Here is a 26,589-nt window from a genome sequence, read left to right on the forward strand (position 1 = left end):
AATCCCCCTTTCTATTCTATAATTATGAAAATCATGACTCTTTAGAACTTAGTTGTATAAAAACTTGGTATTCGTCTTTGGCAGACTTAGAATAAAATAGTTTTTTCATAATAAAACTCTACTAATCCCGTATTAATTTCTATAATAAAAAACGTAAATACCAGTTAATCAACATATCACCATAAAAATATGAAATAAGTGCAGCTAGAATGATAGAAGGACCAAAAGGAACAGGCTGTTTTCGAGCAATTACTTTAAATATCATGAATAGCATTCCTATAATTGCGCCAATAAGACATGCTAAAAAAAATGCAAGCAGTACTTTCTGCGTTCCAAGTATAATCCCAAGTACACCGAACAATTTCATATCCCCAGCGCCCATACCCCCGCGACTAAAAAGAATAATAATAGCGATAATACCAAATCCGACAATCGAACCAATAATCGGTGACCACCATGGATCAAGCGGATGAACCATACGCATTATAAGAAAGAACGGTAGGAAAAATAATAACACTTTATTTGGAATGAGCATGTAGGTTATATCAGAAACTAAAATAATATTAAGCATAGAAACTAGTAAAATAGCAGTAATTAATTCCGTTTGCAAACCTATCCTAAAATAACTAAACGCAAAAAGGAATCCAGTAAATAATTCAACTACCGGATAAATAAAAGAAATATTCGCTTTACAATTTCGACACTTTCCCCCTTGAAATAAGAAAGAAAAAACAGGAATCAATTCATACCACTGTAGTTGCTTCTTACATGATGGACAGTAGGAACGGTCATTAGCAAATGTTTCATTTTTAGGTAGGCGTAGTCCTACTACATTAAAAAAAGAACCAAAAGTTATTCCGAATACAAAAAAGAAAATGGTTATCATCGTGTCCATTCGATTGCTCCTTATTTTATAATCATGAGAATTTAGTTCTAGGTCATTATACCAACTTTTTTAATAGAAGAGAAATTAAAAACGTGAGCTAATCAGCTCACGTTTTTTTACAATTCTATTCCTTCTCCAATCTTCAATGCTTTTCCTTCCCCAGTCCTTACCTTACTTACAAAATCATCCGGATCCTGCTCAATAACTGGGAACGTATTATAATGTACAGGAACAACAATCTTCGCATTTATCCAGTCGGCTGCTACCAATGCATCTTCCGGCCCCATCGTAAAGTTATCACCTATTGGAATAAAGGCAACATCAATATCATTCATTTCACCGTACATTTTTAGGTCTGTAAACAATGCCGTATCACCAACATGATAAATGGTTTTACCTTCTACCGTTAGTAAAATTCCTGCGGGCATACCGCCGTAAACGACATTACCGTCTTCTTCTGTGTATGAAGAACCGTGAAACGCTTGTGAGAATTTTACTTTTCCAAAGTCAAATTCACGGGAACCTCCAATATGCATCGGATGTGCATTTAAACCTTTAGAAGACAGATAATTAGCTAATTCATTTGGCGCAACTACTAATGCATCATTACGTTTTGCTATTTCAAAGGTGTCTCCAACATGATCGTTATGTGCATGAGTTAATAAAATAACGTCAGCTTTAATCGTATTTGCATCCAAATCACATGCTTCGTTTCCAGATATAAATGGGTCAAATAAAATTGTATGATTCGCTGTTTCAACTTTTACAACTGAATGTCCATGATAAGAAACTTTCATGTTTGTTCAACTCCTTTAAGAATGTATATTTTAATTCTACTAGAAGATTACTAATTCTTCCAATATTTAATAGTTTTGCCAGGAACTCTCATAAATACCAATTAAATGTGGATCAATTAGAGTATTTGGTTTAAGCTCGACGATTTCTCCATTTGTAGATTCAATCTCTTGATCTTCATCTTTTCCAAAATAGGTTAAACTAGGTAATAAATCAGTCGTCAAAAATTGCGTTGGAACATGGATGTCGATTTCATCTACATCTATTTTCTGCCTGGAGGCCATGACAAACCCCCAATTACCAAAGCTAGGTATGTCTACATGGAAATTTTCTACATGTAATCCTGTTGAAGCAATAGTTTCTGAAATCGTCCAATATACTCCTGGTGCAAATACAGGACTTGTACTTTGAACCATTGCCGCCCCGTCCGGTGATAAATGATTCCTTACCAATGAATAAAACTCCCACGTATACAGCTTATTTAAACTTTCATCATTTGGATCCGGTAAATCCACAATAATGACATCATATATGACATTACTATTTTCGAGAAACTGAAAAGCATCGGTGTTTACCACCTCAACTTTTTCATTTTTAAGTGAACCCTCATTTAGTTCTAAAACTAGACGATTGGTATTCGCTAAATCAATAACTGCAGGATCTAAATCTACGAGGGTAATCTTTTCCACCTCATCATATTTTAGTAATTCTTTCGCAGCGATTCCATCCCCCCCACCTAGAATAAGAATATTTTTTGGATGTTTAACGTAAGACATTGGTGGATGGACTAATACCTCATGATATCGATGTTCGTCAGCGGAACTAAATTGTAGAGAACCATTTAAAAAAAGACGTACATCATTTGTATGGTAATCTTGGGTAAGAATAATTTTTTGATAACTACTCTCTTCCATATGTATAATCGGATCCTTATATAATTTCTGTTCAAAATGAAAGGCCGCTTCTTCTCCAAAAAATATACCAATAATGAGAGCAACCAAGATAACTATTCCAAAGAATATATGAATACTAAACCTTTTTATTTCATTACGGAATAGCCATAGGACACCGAGTGCAATAATTACATTAATGCAACCAACTAAAAAGGCAGATTTTACTAAACCAAATTGTGGGCGGAGTAAAAAGACGAAGAGTAAACCACCAATTAACCCACCTGCATAATCGGAAAATAAAACCCTTGCTGTACTACGATTTAACTGCACACCAATTTCGTTAGCCTTACGAATTAGAATAGGTAATTCAAACCCTGTTAATGCACCGATAATTATAGTAATTGCATATAAGAAAAAGGCGTCCGTTCCCTCTGGTGCAAATGCGGTCATTCCGAACATCATAAAGCTAGAAAAACCACCAATTAATCCTACTGAAAGTTCTATCCAAATGAACGCTAAAATTAAGTTTTTCATTACCTTTTCACTGAGACTAGCTCCAATTCCCATCCCAGTTAAAAATAAGGAGATTGTTAAGGTATATTGTTTTACCCCATCCCCTAAAATATATGAACCTAATGCACCAAATAATACCTCAAAAATAATTCCACAAATAGAAACAATCCCACTAGACCAATAAATAATATTACTTTTTCTTGTTGCCTCATAATTCATTATTATTTCACTCCGAAACCAAAATACTATTTTAACTAATCAACGAATAAAGAAGACCAAGCGTTTGCCTGGCCATTACCAATGATACTATGTAATTGATGCACCCACTACGAAACCAAGTCCAATCGAAACACTCATAGACAATATACCAACAGCTATATTATTGTTTTTTAACTGTTCCTCCATCGAAAATGTACGTGTTAATAGTTCCACAATAACATATACAGCCATTTGTAAAACAACCCCAACAAGTCCCCAAATGATTGTGTCATAAATATGTGCACTATTATAAATCGCAAAAGCAAGAATTAAACAAATTCCTAGTATTTTTCCAGCTACAGATAAAGCAACTGCAACATTCCCATTTTTAATTTCTTCATAATCTTTATATTTCCGAGTAATATTTTCAAAAATAAATAAACCAATTAGTACGATTACTATCGAAATAAAAAAATACAAAATTGTTGCTATAAACGTGTTCATTTATAAACCTCCTCTTATTTACCAGCTCCTGGTCCACCACCACGGTAAGTGGAGTTTCCGCGTTTAGGTGGGCTAGACGTGGAACCGCCATAATATCCACCTTTGTAACCACCATAACAACCTTCATTTACACAGTCTTGGGATCTTCTTGAACTCCAATTATTCCCAAATAAACTGTCTAGCATTCGTATCGTAAAATATGTACTTAAAAAACTTGGCGAATAATTCCTCTTAACGAATGTTTCACTAGCTACCTCAATTAATAAAACATCACGATCAATTTCACTTTGTTTTAGTGTGATAAAGTAATCAGGATAAATAAACATTTGTGAATCGTCTACAACTTCACTTTCCTCATTTGGTTTCACTTTTTCAGTTAACAATGAACTTAATTCATTTAATTGAAATTGTTTTGTAGCATAAATTTCAGCCATACTATCATCTTCCATTACGACATCTACTTGAGGAAAGTTGGAAGCAATAAGTGCATCTATTTGATTACTAGGACTCTCTTTAAGGTTGTTGATAATATTTTCCTTCGATGGTTCTTCTGGAATATCTTCAGCTGTTATCTCCATATTTTCTTCCATTCCACGGTTCGAACTATCTGGCATAGGGGATGAACATGCTGTAATAAGTAATAAAAACAAAATAAGTCCAATCCAAACTATCCACTTTTTATACAAAAGTAGTCCCCCCTTGACTAAAAGGAAAGGAGCAGAAAAAACTGCTCCATTCTATTATTTCCCAAGCTTTTCTTTTAGTGCCGCTAATTCATCGTCAATATCGTTTGTTTCTAATTCCTTAAATTCATCATCAAGGGAACGACTTTCTCTTGATAAATCTTCACTTGTCTCAGCTTCTGCTTCGTAACGTAATACTTTCTCTTCCATGCGTTCAAATCCTTGTTTAGATTCATCATTTCCTATGGAAGACATAGTACGGTTAATTTTCGTTCTAGTTTTTGCCGATTCTGCACGAGCTTTTAAGGAATCCTTCTTCAGTTTCATTTCATTATATTCTTTTTTCATTTCGTCTAACTTATCACGAAGCATGTCTGCATCCTGTTTTGCACGCTCCCAAGATTCGTTTAAACTTTGAGCAGTTGCTTCATGGTCTTTTTTATCTTGTAATGCCCGACGTGCTAATTCATCATTACCCACTTCAATAGCTTTTACAGCTTGTTCCTGTCTTTTTTCTACCATTGCATTTGCATCATTCGCTTTACGTTTTAACATTTTTTCATTGGCAATTTGTTTGGCAACTGCGGCTTCAACTTCGCGAATGTCCTCTGCCATATCACGCATATATTGATCAAGCATTTTCACTGGATCTTCCGCTTTTTCAAGTACTGAATTCAACTCTGAACTAACAACTGTTTTAACACGTTTGAAAAATTTAAACATCTATTTTTCCTCCTTAATATGATCCTGCTATAATTTTTAATTCATAGGGTTCAATCGAATAACCAAAGCTAACTTCAATCTCGGTCCCCCATGATTCAACACTTAAATAACTTTTCTCTTCCCCATCAACATAGTCCGCATAATGGGTTTCCATTCCTTGAAGGTTAGAACTTCTTCCTTCACCAAGCACCCTTGCTGTTCCTTCTTCCTCTTTATAATATGCTTTATTTTCATATGTTATCTGTTGAGGGTATGGTTTAGATATTGGAACTTGAACTCTTTTATAAATACCTAGTTCTAACTCATCATCCATTTCAGCAGCTAGCCAGATTGTCTGATGTCCACCTTCCTCAAGCAATTGATAGCTTAACCACTCATAGCCACCATCACGGTATGTTAATTTTCCTACCACTTCATAATCTTTTAGATCGTAAGTAATAATATCACCAATTTGTATGTTTAAAGCATTTCTCTCTTTCGGCTCTGCTTTATCGACTTTTTTAGTAGAAAAAAGTCTTGAAAATAATCCCACAAGTTCACCTCAATTCATTTTCATATCTTCTTTAATAAGTAATACGGTACTGTCTTAAAAAGGTTTCAAAATTTTTTCTTCTTTTTATTTTACCATACAGAAAGTGCTGTATGGCAAGTCGAGTGTTGTTTTTTAAATAAAAAAGGAAACCTACTTAAGGCTTCCTTTTTCATTTCATGCTTTTCGGTTATTAAAATGATGAATCCCAATATTATTTTCCAATTCATCTTCTACGACGCCACTTTGATAGCTTTCCATCAGTTGATTCTGTACAGCTTGAATACCATCTTTATCTTCAATAAATACACGTTTTTGATTATTGATCATTTGAGTATCGATGTTATTTTTATTTACTTTTGTCACCACAATCACCTCCGTATGATTAGTATGTCCCAATATTTGTACTAATGTTGTAACATTCTTTACCAACAATATATTGTAGCGCTTACTTTATGGGTTTATAATGAGAAGTGAAAGGGGAGATCCAAATGGAATATAAAAATATTGTAGTTGCAGTTGATGGTTCAGATGCGGCGGAAAAAGCTTTTAAGAAATCTATCGAGATAGCAATCCGAAATGATGCTCGTCTAATTCTTGCGCATGTCGTAGATTCACGCACTTTTGCTACCGCTGAAACTTATGATCGTTCTTTAGCTGAGCGGGCTGAAGAGTATGCTAAAGATTTATTAAATAATTACGCGAATGACGCTAAAGCTTCAGGAGTTTCTAAAGTAATACAATGTATTGAATATGGTTCCCCGAAAATAAAAATTTCAAAATCAATAGCGAAAAATTATCATGCAGATTTAATTATTTGTGGTGCAACTGGCCTAAATGCTGTTGAACGCTTTATTATTGGAAGTGTATCCGAAAGTATAACTAGACATTCAACATGTGATGTTTTAGTTGTTCGTTAATTTCTATATCCCTTTTATCACAACTTAATTATGTTTAAAAAAGGTTTTGTTTAAGTAAACAAAACCTTTTTTAACATTACATATTCGCTAGACGTACTGTATCTCTTGCAATCATTACTTCCTCATTTGTTGGAATAACAATGACTTTTACAGGGGAATGTGGATAGTTTATAAACTGTTCTTTTCCTCTTACATTATTGCGGCTTGGATCCCAATAAACGCCCATGAATTCTAATCCAGTTAGAATCTTTTCACGCATCGTAATACTGTTTTCTCCGACACCTGCTGTGAAGATAATTGCATCAACACCTGACATTTTCGCAGCGTAAGACCCAATATATTTATGGATTCTTCCCGCAAATACGTCTAATGCTAGTTGACCACGTTCATTTTCGGCTCCAGCAGCTTCAATATCACGTATATCACTTGAAAAGCCAGATAAAGCAAGTAGTCCACTTCTCTTATTTAAAACATCAACAACTTCTTCTGCAGTTTGACCTGTTTTTTCCATAATGTAAGGAATTAATGCAGGGTCAATATTACCTGAACGAGTTCCCATTGTTACACCAGCAAGTGGTGTGAATCCCATGGAAGTATCTATAGATTTTCCACCTCGTACTGCTGTTATACTAGCCCCATTTCCAATATGACAAGATAATAGGCGCAGATTTTCTAAAGGAACTCCCATCATTTCTGACGCACGATGTGTAACATATTTATGCGATGTACCGTGGAAACCATATTTACGAATGCCATATTTTTCATAATATTCATAAGGTAAGCTATACAAATAGGATGATGGTGGCATTGTTTGATGGAACGCTGTGTCAAATACTGCTACCATAGGTACATTTGGTAAAATATCTTTAAACGCATGAATACCAGTTAAGTTTGCTGGATTATGCAATGGTGCAAGTTCTGAAACCTTCTCGATATTTTCAATCACTTCATCTGTAATTAATACGGAGTCATTAAAATATTCACCACCATGTACAACACGGTGTCCAACTGCATCAATCTCGTCAAATGATTTCATAACTCCTGTAGAAATTAGGGAATCTAATAACATTTTAACCGCTATTCCATGATCGGGAATATCTCCTACTTTTTCTTCTTTATTACCATTTACCTCAATCGAAAAAATAGAATCGTTTAAGCCAATTCTTTCTACTAAGCCGATTGCAGTCACTGATTCCTCTGGCATTTTAATCAATTGAAACTTTAAAGATGAACTCCCAGCATTTACTGCTAATACGTTACTCATTGATGTCACTCCTACTATTCATTTCATTATTTAGTATGATACTTTTTAAACCATACATTCATTTGACCTAAAATATCAGCCATCGCGTTTGCGTTTTTAAATGAAGGTAATTGCACGAGTAAGGGTTGTTTTACTTCTTTCGTATGACTACCTTTCTTTTGTAAAATCAAAATACTTTTTGTGTTGTTTTTTGACTTAAAGGCAGTTTCTGGCAAACGTATAACTCCAATAATATGGGTATGTTTATGAAGGAATTGATTAAGTTTATCTGACTGATCACTGTCAAACAAGAACTCAGGTATGATAAAAATTAAATATCCAGCTTCCTTTGTGTACATTATACTTTGCTCTATAAATAAGTGATGCGCATATGAATGTCCATTATCGGCTTCTAATTCATATTTGCTTGCTTGTATATCATCAGGATAATATCCTACTGGTAAATCAGAAACAACCAAATCTACTGGATCTAGCAAAAACGGTCGTAAACTATCTTGTTGAAAAAACTCAATTTGCTTCTTTTGCAAATTTGCATTGGATACAGCTAAATGAATTAGTGTCGGATCCACTTCACTAGCATAGGCATCAACTTGTTGTTTCAAATGTTCGAGTACTGTTGTCAACAAGTTGGCTGTCCCACCTGCTGGGTCAAATAAACGAATGTGTTCCTTTTTCTCCATTAACTTATCTGCTAAATACCCAACAATCATAGATACTGTCTCAGGTGTAATTAAATGCTGTTGTTGTGTAGAGTCTTTCATACCTTTTAATATAGCTAGTTGTACGGCTTTTCTAATCTCAATCGTTGAAAAAGTTGAAAGATCTATATCATTTAAAGCATTTTGTAATGTCTTTGTTATATGTTGATCCATATCCTCATGTACTTCTTCGTAGAATAATAAATCCATTGTATCAGCTAAACTATCTAGATATGGTTCATTTAAATATTGTTGAATGGTCAACGCTGTCTGATCTAACCAGCTAAAAAGTTTTTCAACATTCACCTTTTCCATGACAAAATCCTCCAATCGCTTCCTCGACAACTAACTTATTGTAACAATAAAGTACAATTATGTAAAAAGATTTCATAAGTAATAATAATTGCTAAAAATGTTGGGAAGACGAAAAAGGTTTTAACACAAGAATGGCCTCCCAATAAAATTGGGGGCCATCACTAGTTATTTTGCATTTTTAGCAGCTTCAATTGCAGCTTCATAATTTGGGTGATCAGTAACTTCTGGTACATATTCAACATAAGTAACTTGATTATTTGAATCTACAACAAAAATAGCTCTTGCTAGTAAACGATTTTCTTTCATTAGTACACCGTAACTTTCACCAAAAGATGCATCTTTGTGATCTGATAATGTATCTACGTTTTCGATCCCTTCTGCAGCACACCAGCGCGCTTGAGCAAAAGGTAAATCCATACTGATTGTTAGTACTTGTACATTTTCCATCTTAGCTGCTTCTTCATTAAAACGTCTAGTTTCAGCAGCACATACCCCTGTATCTACAGAAGGGACTGCTGTAATTAATTTTACTTTTCCTTCGTAGTTATCCAATGTTACTTCTTTAAGTTCATTAGATAATACAGTGAAATTAGGAGCCTTATCTCCGACTTTCACTTCATTTCCTACTAAAGTAACCGGTTCTTGCGAGAATGTTACATTTGCCATATGATAACCCCTCTCTAATTATTCCTTCAACCTTATTATGAATATAACCCCTACTTGTGTCCAATGAAAAGGTAGTTTATTCATAAAATGTTATTATATATCATAATTTATATTTTCTTCTTTTTTCCCCTTTTTCTCTTCATGCTCTGATTCCTCGGCTGTTTCCGTCCTATATTCACTCTTTGGCTTCTCTTCTTGATGGTGTTTCTTATGATCTTTTTGTTTTGGTAAACTTAATCCAGATTCTTTCAACATCTCTTGAATTTTCTGAAAGACTTGTGGGGCATTATTTAATAATTTCTCATACAGATGTGTTTGTTGATCCAAATGCACCATTTTAATTCCATTTTTACCTAACACTAAAAATGCAATTGGTGTAATCGATACACCACCACCGCTACCGCCACCAAATGGGAGTTGGGAATCCTCGCCACCACCTGAGTTAAATTCACTTCCTCCTGCTGCAAATCCAAACCCTACTTTTGAAACTGGTATAATAATACTTCCATCGGGTGATTCTACTGGATCCCCTACAATTGTATTGGCCTCAACCATATCTTTTAAGTTTTCCATTGCTGTTGTCATTAAACCTTGTATTGGATGCTCTTCCATAAGTAATAACCTCCTAATATTTAGATTTGTATATGCGTGTAAGTTTAATAATTCCTTGTATAGCTTTACCTATTCTAATGGAAACCATGCAATTCAAGTTGGTTTCAAAAAATTCCTGTTGAAACTTTGGAAGAACTTGAATATCGGGATTACACATAAGAATAAGCTTTTCGGCAAAATACCCCATTATAGTTCCTTTAATTGACCAAAGAACTCCACTCATTACTCCTGTAGTGCTGGCCTCTCCCGTCCCTATGTTGGTTGTCCAATTAAGTTGGTGAAGCGTCGTATTATGTAAAATAGATTGTACTACTTCTAATCCTTTTCTAATTGTTTTTAAAATCGAATCTATTTTTGGGTCTTCTAACATAGGCTCAAGATCTTTTGTAATTGGTAATTTATCTAAATCCTCTAGGGGAAAATCTTTATTTATTAATTTAATTTTGGCTAATGATAATGATATATGAAACAGTTGTTCTTTTCCTTCATAGGAATAATGAATCGTAATATAAATTCTTAAAAACCAAATAAGGAAGACGATCAAGAATAAAAGGACTAGCACTATTCCAGCTATAAGCAGCAACATAATACGCACCTCTAATTTTGCCTTTCTTTTTATTTTGCTACTCTTTTCCAATTTTACTCATGATTTTTCATCGTTTAGGACAAGCATATAGAAGCATGATAGTATAGATGTACGGATAAACCTTTTACATACAAACTGGAGGATGAAAAATGACGAAGAGGAATAATATTCATTTTTACTATCATAAATGCGAAGAAATTGTTAATAAACTGGAACCCTTATTTGAATTAGTAAATAAACATGATTTTAATATTGTTGATAACCATGAAGATGCCAATGTGATCATAAGCATCGGAGGTGACGGTGTATTTCTCGAAGCGGTTAGAAAGACTGGTTTCAGACAAGATGCGATTTATGCTGGATTTACCCTTGGAAATTTATCAAGTTTGTATTGTGATTTTAGTTTAGAAAATTTTAATGATTTACTCGAAACGATTTCACGTGAAGGGATGAAGGTTCGGAAATTCCCTGTCATTAAGGTGCAAGTAAATGGTTTGCGTCCTTTTTATTGTTTAAATGAGTTAACGATACGATCCACCATTGTTAAGACGATTGTGCTTGACGTTTTTATTGATGAGCGCCATTTTGAAACGTTTCGTGGGGATGGAATGGTTATAGCAACACCAACTGGTAGCACTGCTTATAACAAATCAAATAAAGGAGCGATCATTGATCCCCTTATTCCGAGTTACCAAGTATCAGAGATATCTTCAATGAATAACAATAACTACCGTACATTAGGCTCTTCATTTGTTTTGGATAAAAGTCGTAAATTAACATTAAAGGAAATTGAGGATGGAAATGATCATCCAATTATAAGTTTTGATAATGAAGCATTTCCAATTCGTAAAATAGATAAAATAGAGATTACGATGGATGATACTGTTGTAAAAACCGTTCGGTTAAAAAATAATTCTTATTGGGATCGGGTAAAAAGAATGTTTCTATAGAGCAAAATCAGGATTACCCTTACATGTCTTTAAAAAATATTAACGGGCTATCCTTAAGTGGATAGCCCTTGCCAGTTATATTCAATTTAAGTTTTATTTACCAGAAAATTGTTGTTGAGCCATAGATACTAAGCGTTTTGTAATTTCTCCACCAACTGATCCGTTAGCACGAGAAGTCGTATCAGCACCTAAGTTTACGCCAAATTCTTGAGCGATCTCAACTTTCATTTGTTCTAGTGCTTGTTCTGCACCAGGTACTAATAATTGGTTTGAATTATTACTATTGTTATTTGCCATGTTTGTTTACCTCCTTTGGTTTTTCAAAGAAGCGGCTACTTATTTAATTTGGCCGCCGAATTGTTGTTGAGCCATTGAAACTAAACGTTTCGTAATCTCTCCACCAACAGAACCGTTAGCACGAGAAGTAGTGTCTGCACCAAGTTGAACCCCAAATTCCTGAGCAATCTCAACTTTCATTTGTTCTAGTGCTTGCTCTGCACCAGGAACTAATAATTGGTTTGAGTTGTTGCTGTTGTTATTTGCCAATTTGTTCACCTCCTTGGTACTTGTAGATTGTGCACAATTCGGTGAAACCATTCATTTTTTTAACAGGCAATTACTGGTAAAAGACCAATGAAAGTAACAAACATCGCACTGTTCTATCTTCAAGCTGTTGTTCAAAAAATCCGGTGAAAATGATAATTACAATAAATCACTAAATGGATTTAAGGAATTATTTTTGTCGGTTATTTTCAATGTTTCTATCCCTTCTAAAGCTTCTTGAATAGAAGGGGTGAAATCATGTGTTGATTCATAATAATTTACTTTATCTCGTTTTGGTTTCGTTTTTGGTGACCTTGGTACAAAAATAGTACAACAATCTTCATATGGTAAGATAGACGTTTCATAAGTACCAATTTCATGAGAAATATTAATTACTTCTTGCTTATCCATTGTAACAAGAGGTCTAATAATAGGATAATTGGTTACTTCATTAATCGTGTGCATACTATCCATCGTTTGACTAGCGACTTGACCAAGATTCTCACCAGTTGCAAGAGAAAGAATTCCTTCTTTCTTACAAACTTCCTCACTAATTCTAAACATCATTCTCCGCATAATTGTCATAGCATATGCATCTGGCATTTCTCTAAATATTTCTTGCTGTAACTTTGTAAAAGGTACAATGTGAACTTTTATTGATTTACCAAATTTGGTAAGCTGCTTTGCTAAATCAAGAACTTTTTCTTTTGCACGTTCACTAGTATATGGAGGAGAATGAAAGTGGATAGCTTCAATTTCCACTCCACGCTTCATTGCAAGAAAGCCTGCAACTGGGCTGTCTATACCACCAGACAATAATAATAACGATTTGCCAGAAGTACCTACAGGGAGTCCACCGAGGCCAGGTATGACGCTAGAAGTAATGTAAGTAGCTTCATTACGAATTTCTACTTTCACCTCTACATCCGGATTATGCACATCAACAGTAATTCCTTCTGTATTCGATAATAAATGTCCACCCAATAATTGATTCATTTCTTGTGAACGTACAGGAAAATCTTTATTAATACGTTTAACAGTAACCTTAAAGGTGTTTACGTTTTTTGCTTGTTTCAAGGCATAAAGCGCAGCTTCTTTTACCTTCTCTACCTCATTATCAACCTTAATAGCTAAACTTAAACTTTGAATTCCAAATATTTTTTTGCATTTTTCCATAATTGGCTCTGGATCGTTACCATTTAAAATAACAAACATTCTACCCTGTGTACGTTTCACTTTTACATTTGGAAATTCCTTCACTTTTTGCTGTACATTTTGTTGTAATTGAGTAATAAATTGCTTAATGTTTTTACCTTTTAAGGCCATTTCTCCATAACGAATTAATATATGATCAAATTCCATTGTTATCTACTCCAGTGCTTGTTTAAATTCATTTATTGCCCTTTTTAATTCAGTAATAAATGTTTTGATTTCTTCCATTGTATTATCGTAGGAAAGGCTGATTCTTAATGCAGAAGTCGACCTATCCGCCTTAAAACCACATGCAACTAGAACTTTACTTTCATCTTTTGATTTGGATGAACATGCGGATTTAGTAGAGATAAATATATCTTGTTTCCCTAACATATGAATGATAACTTCTGGTTTAACTCCAGGAACAGAAATATTCACAATATGTGGTGCTGCATTTTTCGGAGTATTGACCGTTACACCGTCTATTTTTTTAACCTCCTGGATAATGTACTGTTGCAATTGATACATTTTTGAGCCTTCGTTTTTTTCTTTTTCTTTAATTAAACGTAAAGCTTTCACCATTGCTACTATACCGGCTAGGTTTTCGGTACCAGAACGTATATTTAATTCTTGGCCCCCTCCATGGAAGAGCGGAAATAGTTTCGTCCTTCTATTAACGTATAACAATCCCGTTCCTTTTAAACCGTGAATTTTATGTCCGGAATACGTACATAAATCAATACCGTGTTTTTTAAGATTTAAAGGAACTTTTCCTAATCCTTGTACATCATCCACATGAAAAAAGAGTTTCGGATAATGTTTTGCAATTTCTCCTATTTCCTTAATTGGTTGTATGGATCCTATCTCATTATTAACATGCATAATACTGATTAAAATAGTGTCTTCCCGAATAGCATTTTTTAAATCCTTTAAAGAAATAATGCCTTGTTCGTCAACTGGTAAATAAGTAATTTCAAAACCTAATTTTTTCAAACCTTCACATGCTTCATAAATAGAAGGATGTTCGATTTCCGATGTAATAATATGTTTCCCGCGATTTTGATGCTCAAGAGCTATCCCTTTTATCGCTATATTATTACCTTCCGTACCACCTGATGTAAAAATGATTTCTTCCTTTTCAACGTGTAATAAATCAGCAGCTTGTGTTTTAGCAGTAATAAGTAATTTTTCAGCTAAACCTCCAAACTGATGGATGGAGGATGGGTTACTATAATATTGTGTAGAGACTTGATTAAAGCTTTCTAAAACAGATGGATCTGGTCTAGTTGTCGCACTGTTATCTAAGTAAATCATTGTAAAACTCCTTATATCAAAAATAAAAAATTAAGAGCTTATCGATAAGTTGGTTAGTAAAAATCCCTATACTTATCGTAAGCCCTTAGTTTTAAATAGAAATCACAGCTTGCGTTTCTTCGATTTTTTTGAGTGCACCAGGCTCAATTTCTTCTATAGCCTTTGCAGCAGTCTCTAAAGCTAATTCATATTCATAAGATCTAAATAGTCGCTCCGATTCAGCTAATTTAGCAGCTAATAATGGATACTTGCTACGATACCTATTCGCATACTGAATGACCTGTTCTGTTAAATATGCTTGATCAAGCATTAGGTCTGTATCATCTATTGTTTGATCTAATGAAACTTTAGCTTCTGATAACGCTTCTTGAACCGCTGACATATCTAGTGGTGTCTTCTCTAACGCTACTATAACTTGATTATTCTTATTCGCTGTATTCTCAATACGATTCCAAATATACGTAGGGACTCCAGGGATATTGCTCTTTTTTAGTTTTCTATTTAGATTGTATAGCTGAGCTCGCATTTCTGCAAGTGTATCCCTAGCTTCCATCTCATCTTTACGCAGGTTTTTAATACTTTCTTTAAATTCCTCAAGATTTTCTTCTAGTTCCTCAAGTTTTAGAAATCCATCTTCCAACCTTTCACGTAATTCGGAATGACCAATTTCTTCTTTATCCATATTCAAGGCCAATTGTTCTAACTGATCTTCCATAGAAGAAATCAATTTCCCAAGGTTTAAATATTTTTCCATATCCGCGTCTTCAAAGTAATAAGCTTGCTTTAATTCTTCTACTTCATCTTGTGTAATTTGGAATTTTTTTCTAACATTTTCAAAAGCTTGCTTAAAACTTGGAATTTTTGAGTCGGTGAAGCTCTTAGCTATTGCTTCTTTTTCTAATAATTGGTACATTTCGTTAATTCTTTCCTCGATATCGGCTAAAAATTGTTCAGCTCCTTCAGTCTCCCCTTTTTCGAGTTTCTGAACTAGATCCCTTAGCTTCCCATGATATGTATGAATTTCTTTTTCCAATCCTAAATGCTCAACTCGATACCCATCTTCTCTCATTTCTTTAATGCCAGCCAATAGGTTATCTAGTTGTGAAGGGATATCATTTTTGCATTTTTTGAAGGTTATAGGAAAATGATCAATTACCTTTTCTAGTTCTTCTTTTTCCAGTTTCATTTTTAGAACAAGTTCTTTTGCTTCAAAATAATTACCTTCATCTACTAGTTCATAATACTTTTTGAAGGAGTCTTCAAGCTTATCAATTTCATTGTCAAAAAATAACTCTGCTTTTCCATATTGATATCGATTTTTTGAGAGAATTCTTCTTAATCCCTTTATACTAGGTTCAAGCTCTTCTATTTCTTTTCTACTTACTTCTTCAGACTTTAAAAGCTCTTCTAAACCATTTAATATCTCATCAATTTCTTTTTCGATGGACTGTAGATTATCTTCTGTCGTTAGTAGTACTCTTTTCGCTTTCGGTATAAAAAATCGATCTGCAGCTTCTTCAGCATCCATTAAATATTCTTCAATATCAGCTAATTCTTTTGTAACGATATTTTCCCATCGTTCTTTCCATTCCTCAAAACGTTCTAACGTTTCACCAGAAAGATTTAAACTTTTTATACGACTTAATTGTCCAGCAACTTCCCTCTCCATAATGTCCAGTTTCCATGTTTCCAACCGGTCAACTGTGTCGTAAATTCTTTTTCTTAAAATCAATCCTATAATTAACAATACGATAACAACTAGTAATAAACTGATGAATAATGCCATAAAAAGCCTCCCAACCAATTCCAACAAAGAGGATACTTTATAAGAAAAATGTGGTTCATCGAGATTAGATATATCAACCCAAAAGCCTGATAGTATTAATTTCGATGGAACAAACATATTATGTTATTTAATCCACATGAATGAAAATTTGAAAATTATATATCTATGATATCATGGAATTGATATTTTTGGCTAAAATTATACAAATAAATTCATCTTTCGTCACGTTTTTTTAATTTACTGCTTTTCTTTTTATATCTTCACTGCTCATTACAATGAAATCTAGCCAATCTTTTATCACTCTTACATACTTTTTAACAAATAGTTGACGTGAATAATCACCCACTACTTGGTTTTTCCAATCATTGTGTAAAATATATGGTGTAATAAGCATCCCTTTTAATTGCATAAATAAGTACTGTTTATAGTCGCTTTTTAAACGTTTACCTAATAAGTCGAAAAAGGTCTTCTTTAAATAAAAATTTTCTTTTGCTAGATAGGTAACTGTCATTTCACGAACAAACACGGAATCTAGTGACAGTTCCCTTTGTATAAAGCATGTTAATTGAAAGTTATTTTGTTTATATTGTATAATTGTTGAAATTAATGAATGTAATTTATCCATGGGAGTCAATAAATTAGTTTCATTTAACGTTTTTTCAATAGAAGATAAATAATCTTCATAATAATTTGTTACGGCGTATTCTAAAAGGCCTTGCTTACTATTAAAATAATAGCTAATAGATGACACGTTAACGGAAGCTCTTTCTGCTATATCGCGAACCGATGTGCCATGAAAGCCTTTTTGGAAAAACAAAGTAGACGCAGCTTTAATTACTTTTTGTTTTGAAGGATTCTGTTTCATCTCGACTCAACTCCTTAATAGTTGAATACGACATTTTATCAATATATCCTTCATTTTTCACTCGACAAATACCGCCTGCGTTGTCGAAGTTTAGCATGATAAAAAGGGAGAGAGCTTATGTTTCAATCAAGCCTTTATTCGGGAGATAGAACGAAAGACTATGAATTAACTATCAAGCAATTAGAAGCTTTAATAAAAGATGAACCAGATCATATTGCAAATTTATCCAATGCATCAGCATTATTAAAACAGTTTTTGACAGATATTAATTGGGTAGGATTTTACATATGGAAAGAAAGCGAGTTAGTTCTCGGGCCATTCCAGGGACTTCCTGCATGTGTAAGAATAGGGTTTGGAAAAGGTGTTTGTGGTACAGCAGTAAAAGAAAGAAAAACTCAAAGAGTAGCAGATGTACTAGCCTTTCCTGGACACATTGCATGTGATAGCGCAAGTAGATCAGAAATCGTTATACCCATTATAAAAGATGGTCAAGTTTTCGGGGTTTTAGACATTGACAGCCCAAATGAGAACCGTTTTGATGAGACAGATCAAACGTATTTAGAAAGATTTGTTAACGTATTGGAAAGGTATTTATAGAGAAGCAGGGACCTTCATCCCCCCCACAGATGGTTAGTCTTCCTCCCGTTTAGATGGGATAAAATAAAAACATTATTCTAAGTTTCCTGTAAAAAAAATTTGACATCCATATTTTAAAATATTATACTAGTCTTTGTGTAAAATAATAGGTAGCCTAAGTGAACCGACGCTTGCACCCATTTCGTTCCTTGTAAATCTAAGCAAGGTGTATCGTGTAACTCTCTGCTGCCAGAGCGATGGTACATGAAAACGGAATGGACAACGTAAGGAACACGCTCTTTTTATTTTATGCAAATAAAATAAATAAAAGGAGGACATTCTATATGTCTCGTTATACTGGACCGGTATGGAAAAAATCCCGTCGTCTTGGAATATCATTAACTGGAACTGGTAAGGAATTAGATAAACGCCCTTACGCTCCTGGTCAACATGGACCAAACCAACGTAAAAAATTATCTGAATACGGATTACAAATGCAAGAGAAGCAAAAATTACGCTTCATGTATGGATTAAACGAACGTCAATTCCGTAACCTATTCACTAAAGCTGGTAAAATGAAAGGTATCCACGGTGAAAACTTCTTGATTTTACTTGAATCTCGCCTTGATAACTTAGTTTACCGTTTAGGTTTAGCTCGTACGCGTAGACAAGCTCGTCAGCTAGTAAACCATGGTCATGTTATGGTTGATGGAAAACGTTTAGACATTCCATCTTATAGTGTGAAACCTGGTCAAACCATTAGTTTACGTGAAAAATCTCAAAAACTAGATATCGTTAAAGAAGCTTTAGAAGTTAATACATTCGTTCCTGAATACTTAACTTTCGATGCGGATAAATTAGTAGGAACTTTCTCTCGTTATCCTGAACGTTCCGAACTACCAGCTGAAATTAACGAATCGCTTATCGTTGAATTCTACTCTCGTTAATAGTGGTACGTTTTATTTAACAGTTTTCAAAGCCCTAGAAACCTTGTTTATCGAGTGTTCTAGGGCTTTTCTGTGTTTTATATTTTCTAAAGAAATCTTATTAAACGGGAGTTAAACCAACTCAACGTGAAAAATCGACTTTACGTCTACATTTCCCCCATAGATAGTCCAATTTTTAGAAAGAAGGTTTTCTAATTGATTGCGTTCCTCTGTGTTGAGATATAATCCTCGAATACCTCTTTCTGTTGTTTGATAATCTATCTCTTCAATCCTATTAAATTTTAATTTTAATAAGTTTTTTAATCCATTAAAGGTAACGAATTTCACTTGATACCCATCTTCAATAATGGATTGAAAAGCGGTAGGATTGTGGTCTCTTAAGTTTATTAAATTACGAAAGTCAAAAGAGTCATGCAGACGATTCCAAACCTCGATGTCCTTTTGTTCTACTAATTCTCGATTCGTGACACCCTTACTTCTTAATGTTTCTATCATATATGCATCCATTAAAGATATCTTTTGTAGTTCCATACACTCTCTCCTTTTACTGGCGGGCGAACTCTTCTTGTTTGTTTTCAATTGGATAGAAGCAAGACACAAAATGACCCGCATCATTACCTTCATCTAAGGTAGGTACATTTCCTTTACAAAATTCTGTAGCAAATGGGCATCTTGTGTGAAATACGCACCCACTTGGCGGATTGGATGGGGATGGTAGTTCCCCTTTTAATACAATACGTTCCCGTTTCTTTTCCTTCATTGGATACGGTAAAGGTATAGCAGAAAGCAGTGCATTTGTATATGGGTGACGGGCATTCTTATACAATGATTCACTATCAGACATCTCCATCATCTTACCTAAATACATGACACCTACCCTATCAGATATATGCCTAATCACTGATAGATCATGTGCAATAAATAGATAGGTTAAACCTAATTCTTCTTGTAGATCCTCCAACAAATTAATTACTTGCGCCTGCACCGATACATCTAACGCACTTACTGGTTCATCTAAAATAATTAATTTTGGATTAAGTGCAAGGGCACGCGCAATTCCAATCCTTTGACGTTGTCCTCCAGAAAATTGATGTGGTAACTTTTTATAATCATCTGCTTTTAACCCTACTAACTCCATTAATTCTAGTACACGTTTTCTTAAATTATTTGATTGGTTATACGCTTTTAATGGTGCGGCAATTATATCTCCCGCCCTCATTCTTGGATTAAGGCTTGTATAAGGATCCTGATAGACCATTTGTACATCTCGCCTAAGTTGGTGTAATTCTTTTGAATTGTATTGTAAAATGCTTTCTCCTTCGAATAAAATATCCCCGGAAGTTGGTTTTAATAAGCCAACAATGGTACGTGCAAGGGTACTTTTCCCACATCCGGATTCACCAACAATCCCTAAGGTTTCTCCTTTATTTAAGGTAAAGTTTACACCATTCACCGCTTTAACATAGTTTGTCGTTCTTTGAAATACTCCTTGTTTTATTGGAAAATGCATTTTCAAATCCCGTATTTCCAATAAAGGTTCAGACATGTTTTAAATCCCCTTCCTGTTCTACATTTTCCATAAGTCTCTTCGCTTCTTTAAACTCCACTTCGGATAAAAGACAAGCTACAAAATGATTAGAAGATCTTTTCGTTAATTCAGGATCAATCAACTTACATTGTTCCGTAGCAAAAGGACATCGTGGATGAAAATTACACCCACTTGGTGGATGAATTAAATTTGGGGGTTGCCCCTCTATATTAAGTAAACGTTCACGAGATTCAGAATCGATACGTGGAAGGGACCTAAGCAACGACCATGTATAAGGCATAGAAGTATGAAAGAAGATATCTTCCACATTCCCCTTTTCTACAATTCTTCCTGAGTACATAACAAGAACTTTCTCTGCCATTTGAGCAATAACGCCCAAATCATGAGAGATAATAATAATAGCCATCCCATATTTTTCTTGAATATTTTTCATAAGTTCTAGTATTTGTGCTTGTATCGTAACATCAAGTGCTGTGGTCGGTTCATCCGCAATCAAAATTTTCGGATTGCATGCGAGTGCAATAGCGATAAGGACACGCTGACGCATTCCACCTGAAAATTGATGTGGGTATGCATTCATTCTTTTTTCTGGATCTGGAATACCTACATCTTTTAGTAATTCAATTGCTCTCTGTTTTGCTTTACTTTTTGGCATGTGATGGTGCGTTAATATCGCTTCCATCAATTGTTCTCCTACTTTAAAAACTGGATTTAAACTTGACATAGGATCCTGGAAAATCATCGCTATATCGTTACCTCTTATTTTCCGAAGTTCCTTTTCTTGTAATTGGAGCAAATTTCTTCCTTCAAATAGAATTTCTCCTTGCGGGTAGAAGGTTGGTGGCTTAGGATTAAGTTGCATGATAGAATGAGCTAGAACACTTTTCCCACTTCCAGATTCACCTACTATACCGACCGTTTCACCTGGCTTAATAATAAAGGATACTCCATCAACTGCCTTTACCACCCCATCTGGTGTATCAATATGAGCTTTCAGATTTTTTACTTCTAGCACCGTCTATCCCTCCTACTATTATCATGAAGCATATTGCTTTCTCTGTTTGAACATTTGTTTTTTTACTTTCTTCTTCCCTTTTGCATAAGGATCAAAAGCATCTCTAAGCCCATCTCCTAATATATTTAACGCTAGGACAGTAACAACAATAAAAATACCAGGAAAAATGGAGAACCAAGGCGCTGTTGTAATATAAATCTGCGCTTCTTGTAACATATTCCCCCATGTTGGTATGGATGGTTCAACTCCAACCCCTAGGAAGCTTAGTGCCGCTTCTGCTAGTATAGATCTTGCAAAAATAAACGTTCCTTGCACAATGATTGGAGACATGACATTAGGAAGAATGTATCGCGATAAAATTACAGGATCCTTAATTCCTGATGTTTTGGCAGCTTCAACATATTGAATATTTTTTACTTGAAGAACACTTGAGCGTACAACTCGTGTCATAACAGGCCAAAAGGAAAAGGTCAGCGCGATAATAATATTAGTTACACTTCCACCTAAAGCAGCAACCAAAGCAAGTGCCAATAATAAAGAAGGAAAAGCCAGCATCCCATCAATAATCCGCATAATAATAGAATCTAACTTTTTATAGTATCCTGCAATAAGACCCGTTATTGTTCCCATTATCGTAGAAAGCGCGGCAACCGTAAAACCGACTAATAGTGAAACCCTTGCAGCTATAATCGTTTGACCGAATATATCTCGGCCAAAGTGGTCTGTACCAAACCAATACTCTGCGGATGGTGCCATCAATCGCAGACTTGAATCCATAAAGCTTGGAGATACAGGAAGCCACCATGTAGCTGTCATGGTTGCTAAAAACAATAAAATTAAAAAGACGAAAGGAATGAGATTACGTTTTCTTCTTAACATGAAGACATCTCCTTTTTTGTTGTCCAGGAAATTATAAAATTCCTGCATGTGGATAATTATTCAGAAAAGGCCACGTCCGGCTCCAGCGCCCAGCGACTAGCGAGACTTCCTTCACCTCCGTTCGATAAGTCAACATCGACTCACTCCGTTCGTCGTGTTTCCTTTATCTCCTGCGGCTCAGTCCAGTCCGTACGTCGCTAAACGGGCGCTTGCGCCTTTGTTCCTAAATCAATCATAGCGAATCCTTGGATCTAAAAAGGCATATAAAAGGTCGACAATTAAATTAATAAGTACATAAACAAAAGCAACAAATAATACTACTCCTTGAATTACCGGGTAATCCCTACGGTGAATCGAATCAATTAACAATTGACCAACACCTGGAATTGTAAAAATCGTTTCAATGATGACTGTTCCTCCGAGCAGACCAGCAACTGTTACACCTATGACGGTTGTCGTTGGAATAAGCGCATTGGAAAACACATGCTTCATTAAAACTGTACTTTCTTTTACCCCTTTTCCTCGTGCTGTTTTCGTATAATCTTGATTGACCGATTCAAGCATGCTATCCCTGAGCATACGAGCAATTAACCCAACTTCTACAGCAGCCAAAACTATCCCCGGCAAAAGCAAATGATGTAACCAGCCCAATAATCCATCTGTAATTGGTATATAACCCGCTACAGGGAAAATAGGTACGGATACACCTAGACCAAGAACTAATAACAACGCTAACCAAAACTCTGGTATTGATGTTCCTAGTAGAGAACCTGATAAAAACAGAGGATCTAACACTGTATTCCGTTTCCATACAATAAAAATAGCAGTTGGTATTGCAACAATTATGGTTAATAACATGGATATAACCATTAAGCTAAATGTCGGACCAAGGCGTTCCACAATAATTTGTGTTACTGCTTGCTCGGAATAAATCGATTGTCCCAAGTCCCCTACAAATATATTGCCTAACCAGTCAAAATATTGAATAACTTTTGGTTTATCTAGTCCCAATTGTTGTTCTAATTGTTCAATTGCCTCAGGAGAACTATCTTCCCCCAAAATAAGGTAAGCTGGGTTACCTGGAGTAAGATGAACAATCATAAATACAATGATACTAACGATAAATAGAACAGGAATAATGGCTAAAAGTCTTCGTAACGTGTAATGTAACACTTTTTTCCCTCCCTTTATATCAATCTTTGAAAAGAACAAAGGAGCCAGTGTCGTTAAAAACAGACATGACTCCCTTTGTGGTTATTCATTCTTATAAGTATTCCAGAATCGTGGACCAATCCAAGCATCATATTCTTGAATTTCGTCACTCATTATATCTAATGTCGTTTCATTTGCAACTTTTAAGAAAGGAAGTTCATCATATACCGTTTGGTTCATTTCTTTTAATATTTTTTGTCTTTCTTCAGAAGATGCTGCTAATCCCCATTGTGTCATTAACTCAGACCAACGTTCACTGTTGTACCAACCACTACTACCGGTATCTTGAACTAGAAATCCTAACTCATTTGGTGAAAATCTAGTAGAATATCCAATGACAACAATGTCCCAATTATGAGGTTCTTGCCATTTTTCTAGATATGTTGCCCATTCATATGGCTCTAGTTCGACTGTAAACCCTACTTCCTCAAGTTGTTGTTCAGCTACTTGAGAAATACGTTTATATGCCTCATTATTGTTGGAATACATTATGGTAATGGGCTCACCATTATAATCAGATTCATTTAATAGCTCTTTTGCCTTTTCTGGATCATACTCCAAATAAGTGTCTGTTCCTTCTGCTGTATATAATTCGGTTTGAGTTGGATCAAATAGAGCACCATCCATTTCATAGAATTCTTCATTCCCATAAGTCGATTGAGCGATGGCCTCTTTATCTAGAGCATAATGTAAAGCTTGGCGAACTTTCAAATCATCAAATGGCGGCTCTGACTTATCAGGTGTAATCATTGAGTAACCATTGATATACGTAACTGGATTTATATTTGGTGTTGTTTCAATAACTTCATATAAATCTGTCGGAATGTTTTGAGCATAATCATATAGGTTTGTTTTTAAACCATTCAATTTCACTTGGGGATCCTTGACAATTAGAAAGTTAATTTGATCAAGAATAGCTTCCTTTTTACCTGTAAGCCCTCCCCAATCCGCTTCTTCACGCTGTGAATAATCATCAAACCTCGTTAGAACGATTTCATTTCCTCTTTCCCATTTTTCGAATTGATACGGTCCCGTACCAATAAGCTGTTCCGGAACTAATGGTTTTTCCCCTGCTTCCTCGGCAATTTCTTTTGGAATAATAGCTAATCCTGTTTTTGGAGCAGCCATATCATCTAGAAGCCCGTTATACACTTCGTTCAATGTAATTTCTACCGTTAATTCATCGATTGCCTTCACGTCTTCGATATACTCACTTGCAACTTTGCCTACAGAAGAAACAAGTCTCCATCTTTCAATAGATGCTACTACATCTTCCGCCCCAACAGTTGTGCCATTATGAAAATTCACATCATCTCTAATGGTTATGGTATAAACCTTTTGATCATCTGAGGCACTATAATCTTCAGCTATCATCGGTTTAACAGCAAAATCTTTATCAAGCGCTACTAATGTTTCAAAAATATGCCAAGCGATATCCCTTGTTGGACTTGAAGCATTTGACATAATGTCTAATGTATCTGGCTCACTAGTATAAGCGACGTCAAGTGTGCCACCAGTTTGTTTTTCCTCTGCCGCTGAATTTCCTTCTCCCGTCTCTTCGCTTGAACTCCCATTACTACAAGCCACCAAAATAAGTGTGAAAATTAATATAGCAAATAATTTTAATGTTTTTTCTAGACGCATTCCTCTGATCTCCCCTAGTAATTAGTCAACTAAATAGTGTGAAACAATTTTTATAAATGCCTTTTCAATATTAAGTAAAGCCCTTTCATCTATATCAAATTTCGGATGATGGTGTGGATAATGAGTACTTTCGCTTTCATTTCTTGATCCAACTCTGAAATACGTTCCAGGTTTCTCTTTTAAGAAGTAAGCAAAATCCTCCGCTCCCATCGTTGGCTCTAGTGCAACAACTTCTTCCTCATTAAAAACCTCTTTTAAAATATCATTTACAGTTGCTGTCTCTTCCGGATGATTAAATAGGGATGGGTAACCACGTAAAAAGTCAATTTCACAGTTTGCGTGATTCGCATTGGCAATTCCATTTACAATAGAATGTATTTCCTTTTCAACTAAATCACGTACATCCTCATCAAAGGTTCTTACCGTTCCCTCAATTTTAGCTTCATCTGGAATAACATTAAATGCAGCTCCAGCTTGGAATACCCCCAATGTAACAACAGCAGATTTCAATGGGTCTAATCTACGGCTTACAATTTTTTGTAGGGATTGAACAATTTCACTACCAATAACAATTGGATCAATTGCCTCATTCGGCCTAGCACCGTGTCCCCCATGCCCTTTTATCGTTATTTCAAACTTATCAACTGCAGCCATTTGGTATCCGGCACCAACAGCAACTTGACCTAATGGAAGTTCTGAAGCGAGATGAGCAGCAAATACATAATCTACATTATCGAGAATTCCCTCCTCAATCATATATTTTGCTCCTCCTGGTGGCTTCTCCTCCGCCGGTTGGAAAACAAAAAGTATTTTCCCCTTTAATTGTTCTTTATATTTACTAAGCATTTGTGCTGTCCCAAGAAGTGCTGCCGTATGGCCATCATGTCCACAAGCATGCATAACGCCTGGGTTTTCGGATGTATATGCAGTATCATTTTCTTCATGAATAGGCAGAGCATCGAAGTCCGCGCGCAAAGCAATTGTTTTACCTGGTTCTTTCCCTTCTAACTCCGCAACAATCCCGTGACCACCAATCTGTGTTTTCACAGAAAGTCCAAAGCTTCTTAATTTTTCTGCTATAAACAATGCAGTATTTTTTTCTTCAAATGATAACTCTGGATGTCTATGTAAATGTCTACGCCAATTCTGAACTTCCGAAAACTGTTCATCAACTTTATTCATAATTGTTGAAAATTCTTTAATTAAGCCCAATTAAATCCCCCGCATTCTATTTTTATTTGAATTTAGTAAGTTTTATAAAGAATACCCCATCAGTGGGAACTTCCTTCAACCCCCGCTGACTTATCAAACCTTTACGGGTAGTTGATCT

30 protein-coding genes are annotated in these 26,589 nt (G+C 35.0%); 4 read left to right on the forward strand and 26 right to left on the reverse strand.

Annotation, left to right across the window (positions count from 1 at the left end; genetic code table 11):
* Positions 1–139: 139 nt before the first annotated feature.
* The 8 genes from ACFQ18_RS03275 to ACFQ18_RS03310 all read right to left on the reverse strand — a co-directional run bounded on the left by ACFQ18_RS03275 (position 140) and on the right by ACFQ18_RS03310 (position 6,090).
* Entirely contained in the window at positions 140–895 is a 756-nt protein-coding gene (locus tag ACFQ18_RS03275) for a prepilin peptidase (protein WP_047185399.1), read from the reverse strand.
* A gap of 107 nt (positions 896–1,002) precedes the next feature.
* Positions 1,003–1,683 carry a metal-dependent hydrolase gene (locus tag ACFQ18_RS03280; protein WP_047185400.1) on the reverse strand — a complete coding sequence of 227 codons (681 nt, stop codon included), beginning with the start codon at positions 1,681–1,683 and terminating at the stop codon, positions 1,003–1,005.
* Between the two features lie 66 nt (positions 1,684–1,749).
* The gene (locus tag ACFQ18_RS03285; RefSeq protein WP_244986881.1) at positions 1,750–3,306 is read right to left on the reverse strand and encodes a polyamine aminopropyltransferase; all 1,557 of its coding nucleotides are present in this window, start codon (positions 3,304–3,306) and stop codon (positions 1,750–1,752) included.
* Positions 3,307–3,393: 87 nt separating this feature from the next.
* Positions 3,394–3,789 (reverse strand): DUF350 domain-containing protein, encoded by a 396-nt coding sequence (locus ACFQ18_RS03290; protein ID WP_047185402.1) that lies wholly within the window; start codon positions 3,787–3,789, stop codon positions 3,394–3,396.
* Between the two features lie 14 nt (positions 3,790–3,803).
* Positions 3,804–4,475, reverse strand: a complete 672-nt coding sequence (locus ACFQ18_RS03295; RefSeq protein WP_047185403.1) for a DUF4247 domain-containing protein — start codon at positions 4,473–4,475, stop codon at positions 3,804–3,806.
* Positions 4,476–4,529: 54 nt separating this feature from the next.
* Positions 4,530–5,195 carry a PspA/IM30 family protein gene (locus ACFQ18_RS03300; protein WP_047185404.1) on the reverse strand — a complete coding sequence of 222 codons (666 nt, stop codon included), beginning with the start codon at positions 5,193–5,195 and terminating at the stop codon, positions 4,530–4,532.
* A gap of 13 nt (positions 5,196–5,208) precedes the next feature.
* Entirely contained in the window at positions 5,209–5,727 is a 519-nt protein-coding gene (locus ACFQ18_RS03305; protein WP_047185405.1) for a DUF4178 domain-containing protein, read from the reverse strand.
* A 174-nt stretch (positions 5,728–5,901) separates the two neighbouring features.
* Positions 5,902–6,090: a hypothetical protein gene (locus ACFQ18_RS03310; protein WP_047185406.1), complete on the reverse strand. Its 189-nt coding sequence runs from the start codon at positions 6,088–6,090 to the stop codon at positions 5,902–5,904.
* A 125-nt stretch (positions 6,091–6,215) separates the two neighbouring features.
* Here ACFQ18_RS03310 and ACFQ18_RS03315 point away from each other — a divergent pair, with 125 nt between their 5' ends.
* Positions 6,216–6,644 carry a universal stress protein gene (locus ACFQ18_RS03315; RefSeq protein ID WP_083452507.1) on the forward strand — a complete coding sequence of 143 codons (429 nt, stop codon included), beginning with the start codon at positions 6,216–6,218 and terminating at the stop codon, positions 6,642–6,644.
* 76 nt (positions 6,645–6,720) lie between these two features.
* On the opposite strand, the gene ACFQ18_RS03320 is transcribed toward ACFQ18_RS03315, so the two are convergent.
* The 5 genes from ACFQ18_RS03320 to ACFQ18_RS03340 form a co-directional block, all read right to left on the reverse strand.
* On the reverse strand, positions 6,721–7,908 hold the full coding sequence (locus ACFQ18_RS03320; RefSeq protein ID WP_047185407.1) for an acetate kinase: 1,188 nt from the start codon (positions 7,906–7,908) through the stop codon (positions 6,721–6,723).
* Positions 7,909–7,934: 26 nt separating this feature from the next.
* On the reverse strand, positions 7,935–8,921 hold the full coding sequence (locus ACFQ18_RS03325) for a class I SAM-dependent methyltransferase (protein ID WP_047185408.1): 987 nt from the start codon (positions 8,919–8,921) through the stop codon (positions 7,935–7,937).
* A gap of 165 nt (positions 8,922–9,086) precedes the next feature.
* Positions 9,087–9,587 (reverse strand): thiol peroxidase, encoded by a 501-nt coding sequence (gene tpx, locus ACFQ18_RS03330; RefSeq protein ID WP_047185409.1) that lies wholly within the window; start codon positions 9,585–9,587, stop codon positions 9,087–9,089.
* 93 nt (positions 9,588–9,680) lie between these two features.
* Positions 9,681–10,199: a GerW family sporulation protein gene (gene ytfJ / locus ACFQ18_RS03335; protein ID WP_047185410.1), complete on the reverse strand. Its 519-nt coding sequence runs from the start codon at positions 10,197–10,199 to the stop codon at positions 9,681–9,683.
* A 13-nt stretch (positions 10,200–10,212) separates the two neighbouring features.
* Positions 10,213–10,836 (reverse strand): DUF2953 domain-containing protein, encoded by a 624-nt coding sequence (locus ACFQ18_RS03340; protein ID WP_128723426.1) that lies wholly within the window; start codon positions 10,834–10,836, stop codon positions 10,213–10,215.
* Positions 10,837–10,934: 98 nt separating this feature from the next.
* Between ACFQ18_RS03340 and ACFQ18_RS03345 the strand changes: the two genes are divergently transcribed.
* Positions 10,935–11,735, forward strand: a complete 801-nt coding sequence (locus ACFQ18_RS03345; protein WP_047185412.1) for an NAD kinase — start codon at positions 10,935–10,937, stop codon at positions 11,733–11,735.
* Between the two features lie 93 nt (positions 11,736–11,828).
* Here ACFQ18_RS03345 and ACFQ18_RS03350 read toward each other — a convergent pair whose 3' ends face one another.
* From ACFQ18_RS03350 to refZ, 6 genes are all read right to left on the reverse strand, one after another.
* On the reverse strand, positions 11,829–12,032 hold the full coding sequence (locus ACFQ18_RS03350; RefSeq protein ID WP_047185413.1) for an alpha/beta-type small acid-soluble spore protein: 204 nt from the start codon (positions 12,030–12,032) through the stop codon (positions 11,829–11,831).
* Positions 12,033–12,071: 39 nt separating this feature from the next.
* A complete protein-coding gene (locus ACFQ18_RS03355; protein ID WP_047185414.1) occupies positions 12,072–12,281 on the reverse strand; it encodes an alpha/beta-type small acid-soluble spore protein in 210 nt (69 codons plus the stop codon).
* A gap of 156 nt (positions 12,282–12,437) precedes the next feature.
* Positions 12,438–13,640: a tRNA uracil 4-sulfurtransferase ThiI gene (gene thiI / locus ACFQ18_RS03360; protein ID WP_047185415.1), complete on the reverse strand. Its 1,203-nt coding sequence runs from the start codon at positions 13,638–13,640 to the stop codon at positions 12,438–12,440.
* A 6-nt stretch (positions 13,641–13,646) separates the two neighbouring features.
* Complete coding sequence (locus ACFQ18_RS03365) at positions 13,647–14,786, reverse strand: cysteine desulfurase family protein (RefSeq protein WP_047185416.1); 1,140 nt, start codon at positions 14,784–14,786, stop codon at positions 13,647–13,649.
* A gap of 91 nt (positions 14,787–14,877) precedes the next feature.
* Positions 14,878–16,572: a septation ring formation regulator EzrA gene (ezrA, locus tag ACFQ18_RS03370; protein ID WP_047185417.1), complete on the reverse strand. Its 1,695-nt coding sequence runs from the start codon at positions 16,570–16,572 to the stop codon at positions 14,878–14,880.
* Positions 16,573–16,804: 232 nt separating this feature from the next.
* Entirely contained in the window at positions 16,805–17,437 is a 633-nt protein-coding gene (gene refZ / locus ACFQ18_RS03375; RefSeq protein ID WP_047185418.1) for a forespore capture DNA-binding protein RefZ, read from the reverse strand.
* Between the two features lie 117 nt (positions 17,438–17,554).
* On the opposite strand from refZ, the gene ACFQ18_RS03380 reads away from it, so the two are divergent.
* Both ACFQ18_RS03380 and rpsD read left to right on the forward strand, forming a co-directional pair.
* Positions 17,555–18,034 (forward strand): GAF domain-containing protein, encoded by a 480-nt coding sequence (locus ACFQ18_RS03380; protein WP_047185419.1) that lies wholly within the window; start codon positions 17,555–17,557, stop codon positions 18,032–18,034.
* A 323-nt stretch (positions 18,035–18,357) separates the two neighbouring features.
* The gene (gene rpsD, locus ACFQ18_RS03385) at positions 18,358–18,960 is read left to right on the forward strand and encodes a 30S ribosomal protein S4 (protein WP_047185420.1); all 603 of its coding nucleotides are present in this window, start codon (positions 18,358–18,360) and stop codon (positions 18,958–18,960) included.
* Positions 18,961–19,071: 111 nt separating this feature from the next.
* Here rpsD and ACFQ18_RS03390 read toward each other — a convergent pair whose 3' ends face one another.
* The 7 genes from ACFQ18_RS03390 to ACFQ18_RS03420 all read right to left on the reverse strand — a co-directional run bounded on the left by ACFQ18_RS03390 (position 19,072) and on the right by ACFQ18_RS03420 (position 26,441).
* The gene (locus tag ACFQ18_RS03390; protein WP_052771723.1) at positions 19,072–19,491 is read right to left on the reverse strand and encodes a hypothetical protein; all 420 of its coding nucleotides are present in this window, start codon (positions 19,489–19,491) and stop codon (positions 19,072–19,074) included.
* 13 nt (positions 19,492–19,504) lie between these two features.
* Entirely contained in the window at positions 19,505–20,506 is a 1,002-nt protein-coding gene (locus ACFQ18_RS03395) for an ABC transporter ATP-binding protein (RefSeq protein WP_047185421.1), read from the reverse strand.
* Complete coding sequence (locus ACFQ18_RS03400) at positions 20,499–21,524, reverse strand: ABC transporter ATP-binding protein (protein WP_047185422.1); 1,026 nt, start codon at positions 21,522–21,524, stop codon at positions 20,499–20,501. The genes ACFQ18_RS03395 and ACFQ18_RS03400 overlap by 8 nt, the downstream gene beginning before the upstream one ends.
* A gap of 21 nt (positions 21,525–21,545) precedes the next feature.
* Positions 21,546–22,403: an ABC transporter permease gene (locus ACFQ18_RS03405; RefSeq protein ID WP_052771724.1), complete on the reverse strand. Its 858-nt coding sequence runs from the start codon at positions 22,401–22,403 to the stop codon at positions 21,546–21,548.
* A 228-nt stretch (positions 22,404–22,631) separates the two neighbouring features.
* Positions 22,632–23,576 carry an ABC transporter permease gene (locus ACFQ18_RS03410; RefSeq protein ID WP_047185424.1) on the reverse strand — a complete coding sequence of 315 codons (945 nt, stop codon included), beginning with the start codon at positions 23,574–23,576 and terminating at the stop codon, positions 22,632–22,634.
* Between the two features lie 81 nt (positions 23,577–23,657).
* Positions 23,658–25,259, reverse strand: a complete 1,602-nt coding sequence (locus tag ACFQ18_RS03415) for an ABC transporter substrate-binding protein (protein WP_047185425.1) — start codon at positions 25,257–25,259, stop codon at positions 23,658–23,660.
* Between the two features lie 21 nt (positions 25,260–25,280).
* The gene (locus ACFQ18_RS03420) at positions 25,281–26,441 is read right to left on the reverse strand and encodes a M20 metallopeptidase family protein (RefSeq protein WP_047185429.1); all 1,161 of its coding nucleotides are present in this window, start codon (positions 26,439–26,441) and stop codon (positions 25,281–25,283) included.
* Positions 26,442–26,589 lie beyond the last annotated feature (148 nt).

Source organism: Oceanobacillus caeni, from assembly GCF_042678465.1.
Classification (GTDB): domain Bacteria; phylum Bacillota; class Bacilli; order Bacillales; family Amphibacillaceae; genus Oceanobacillus; species Oceanobacillus caeni.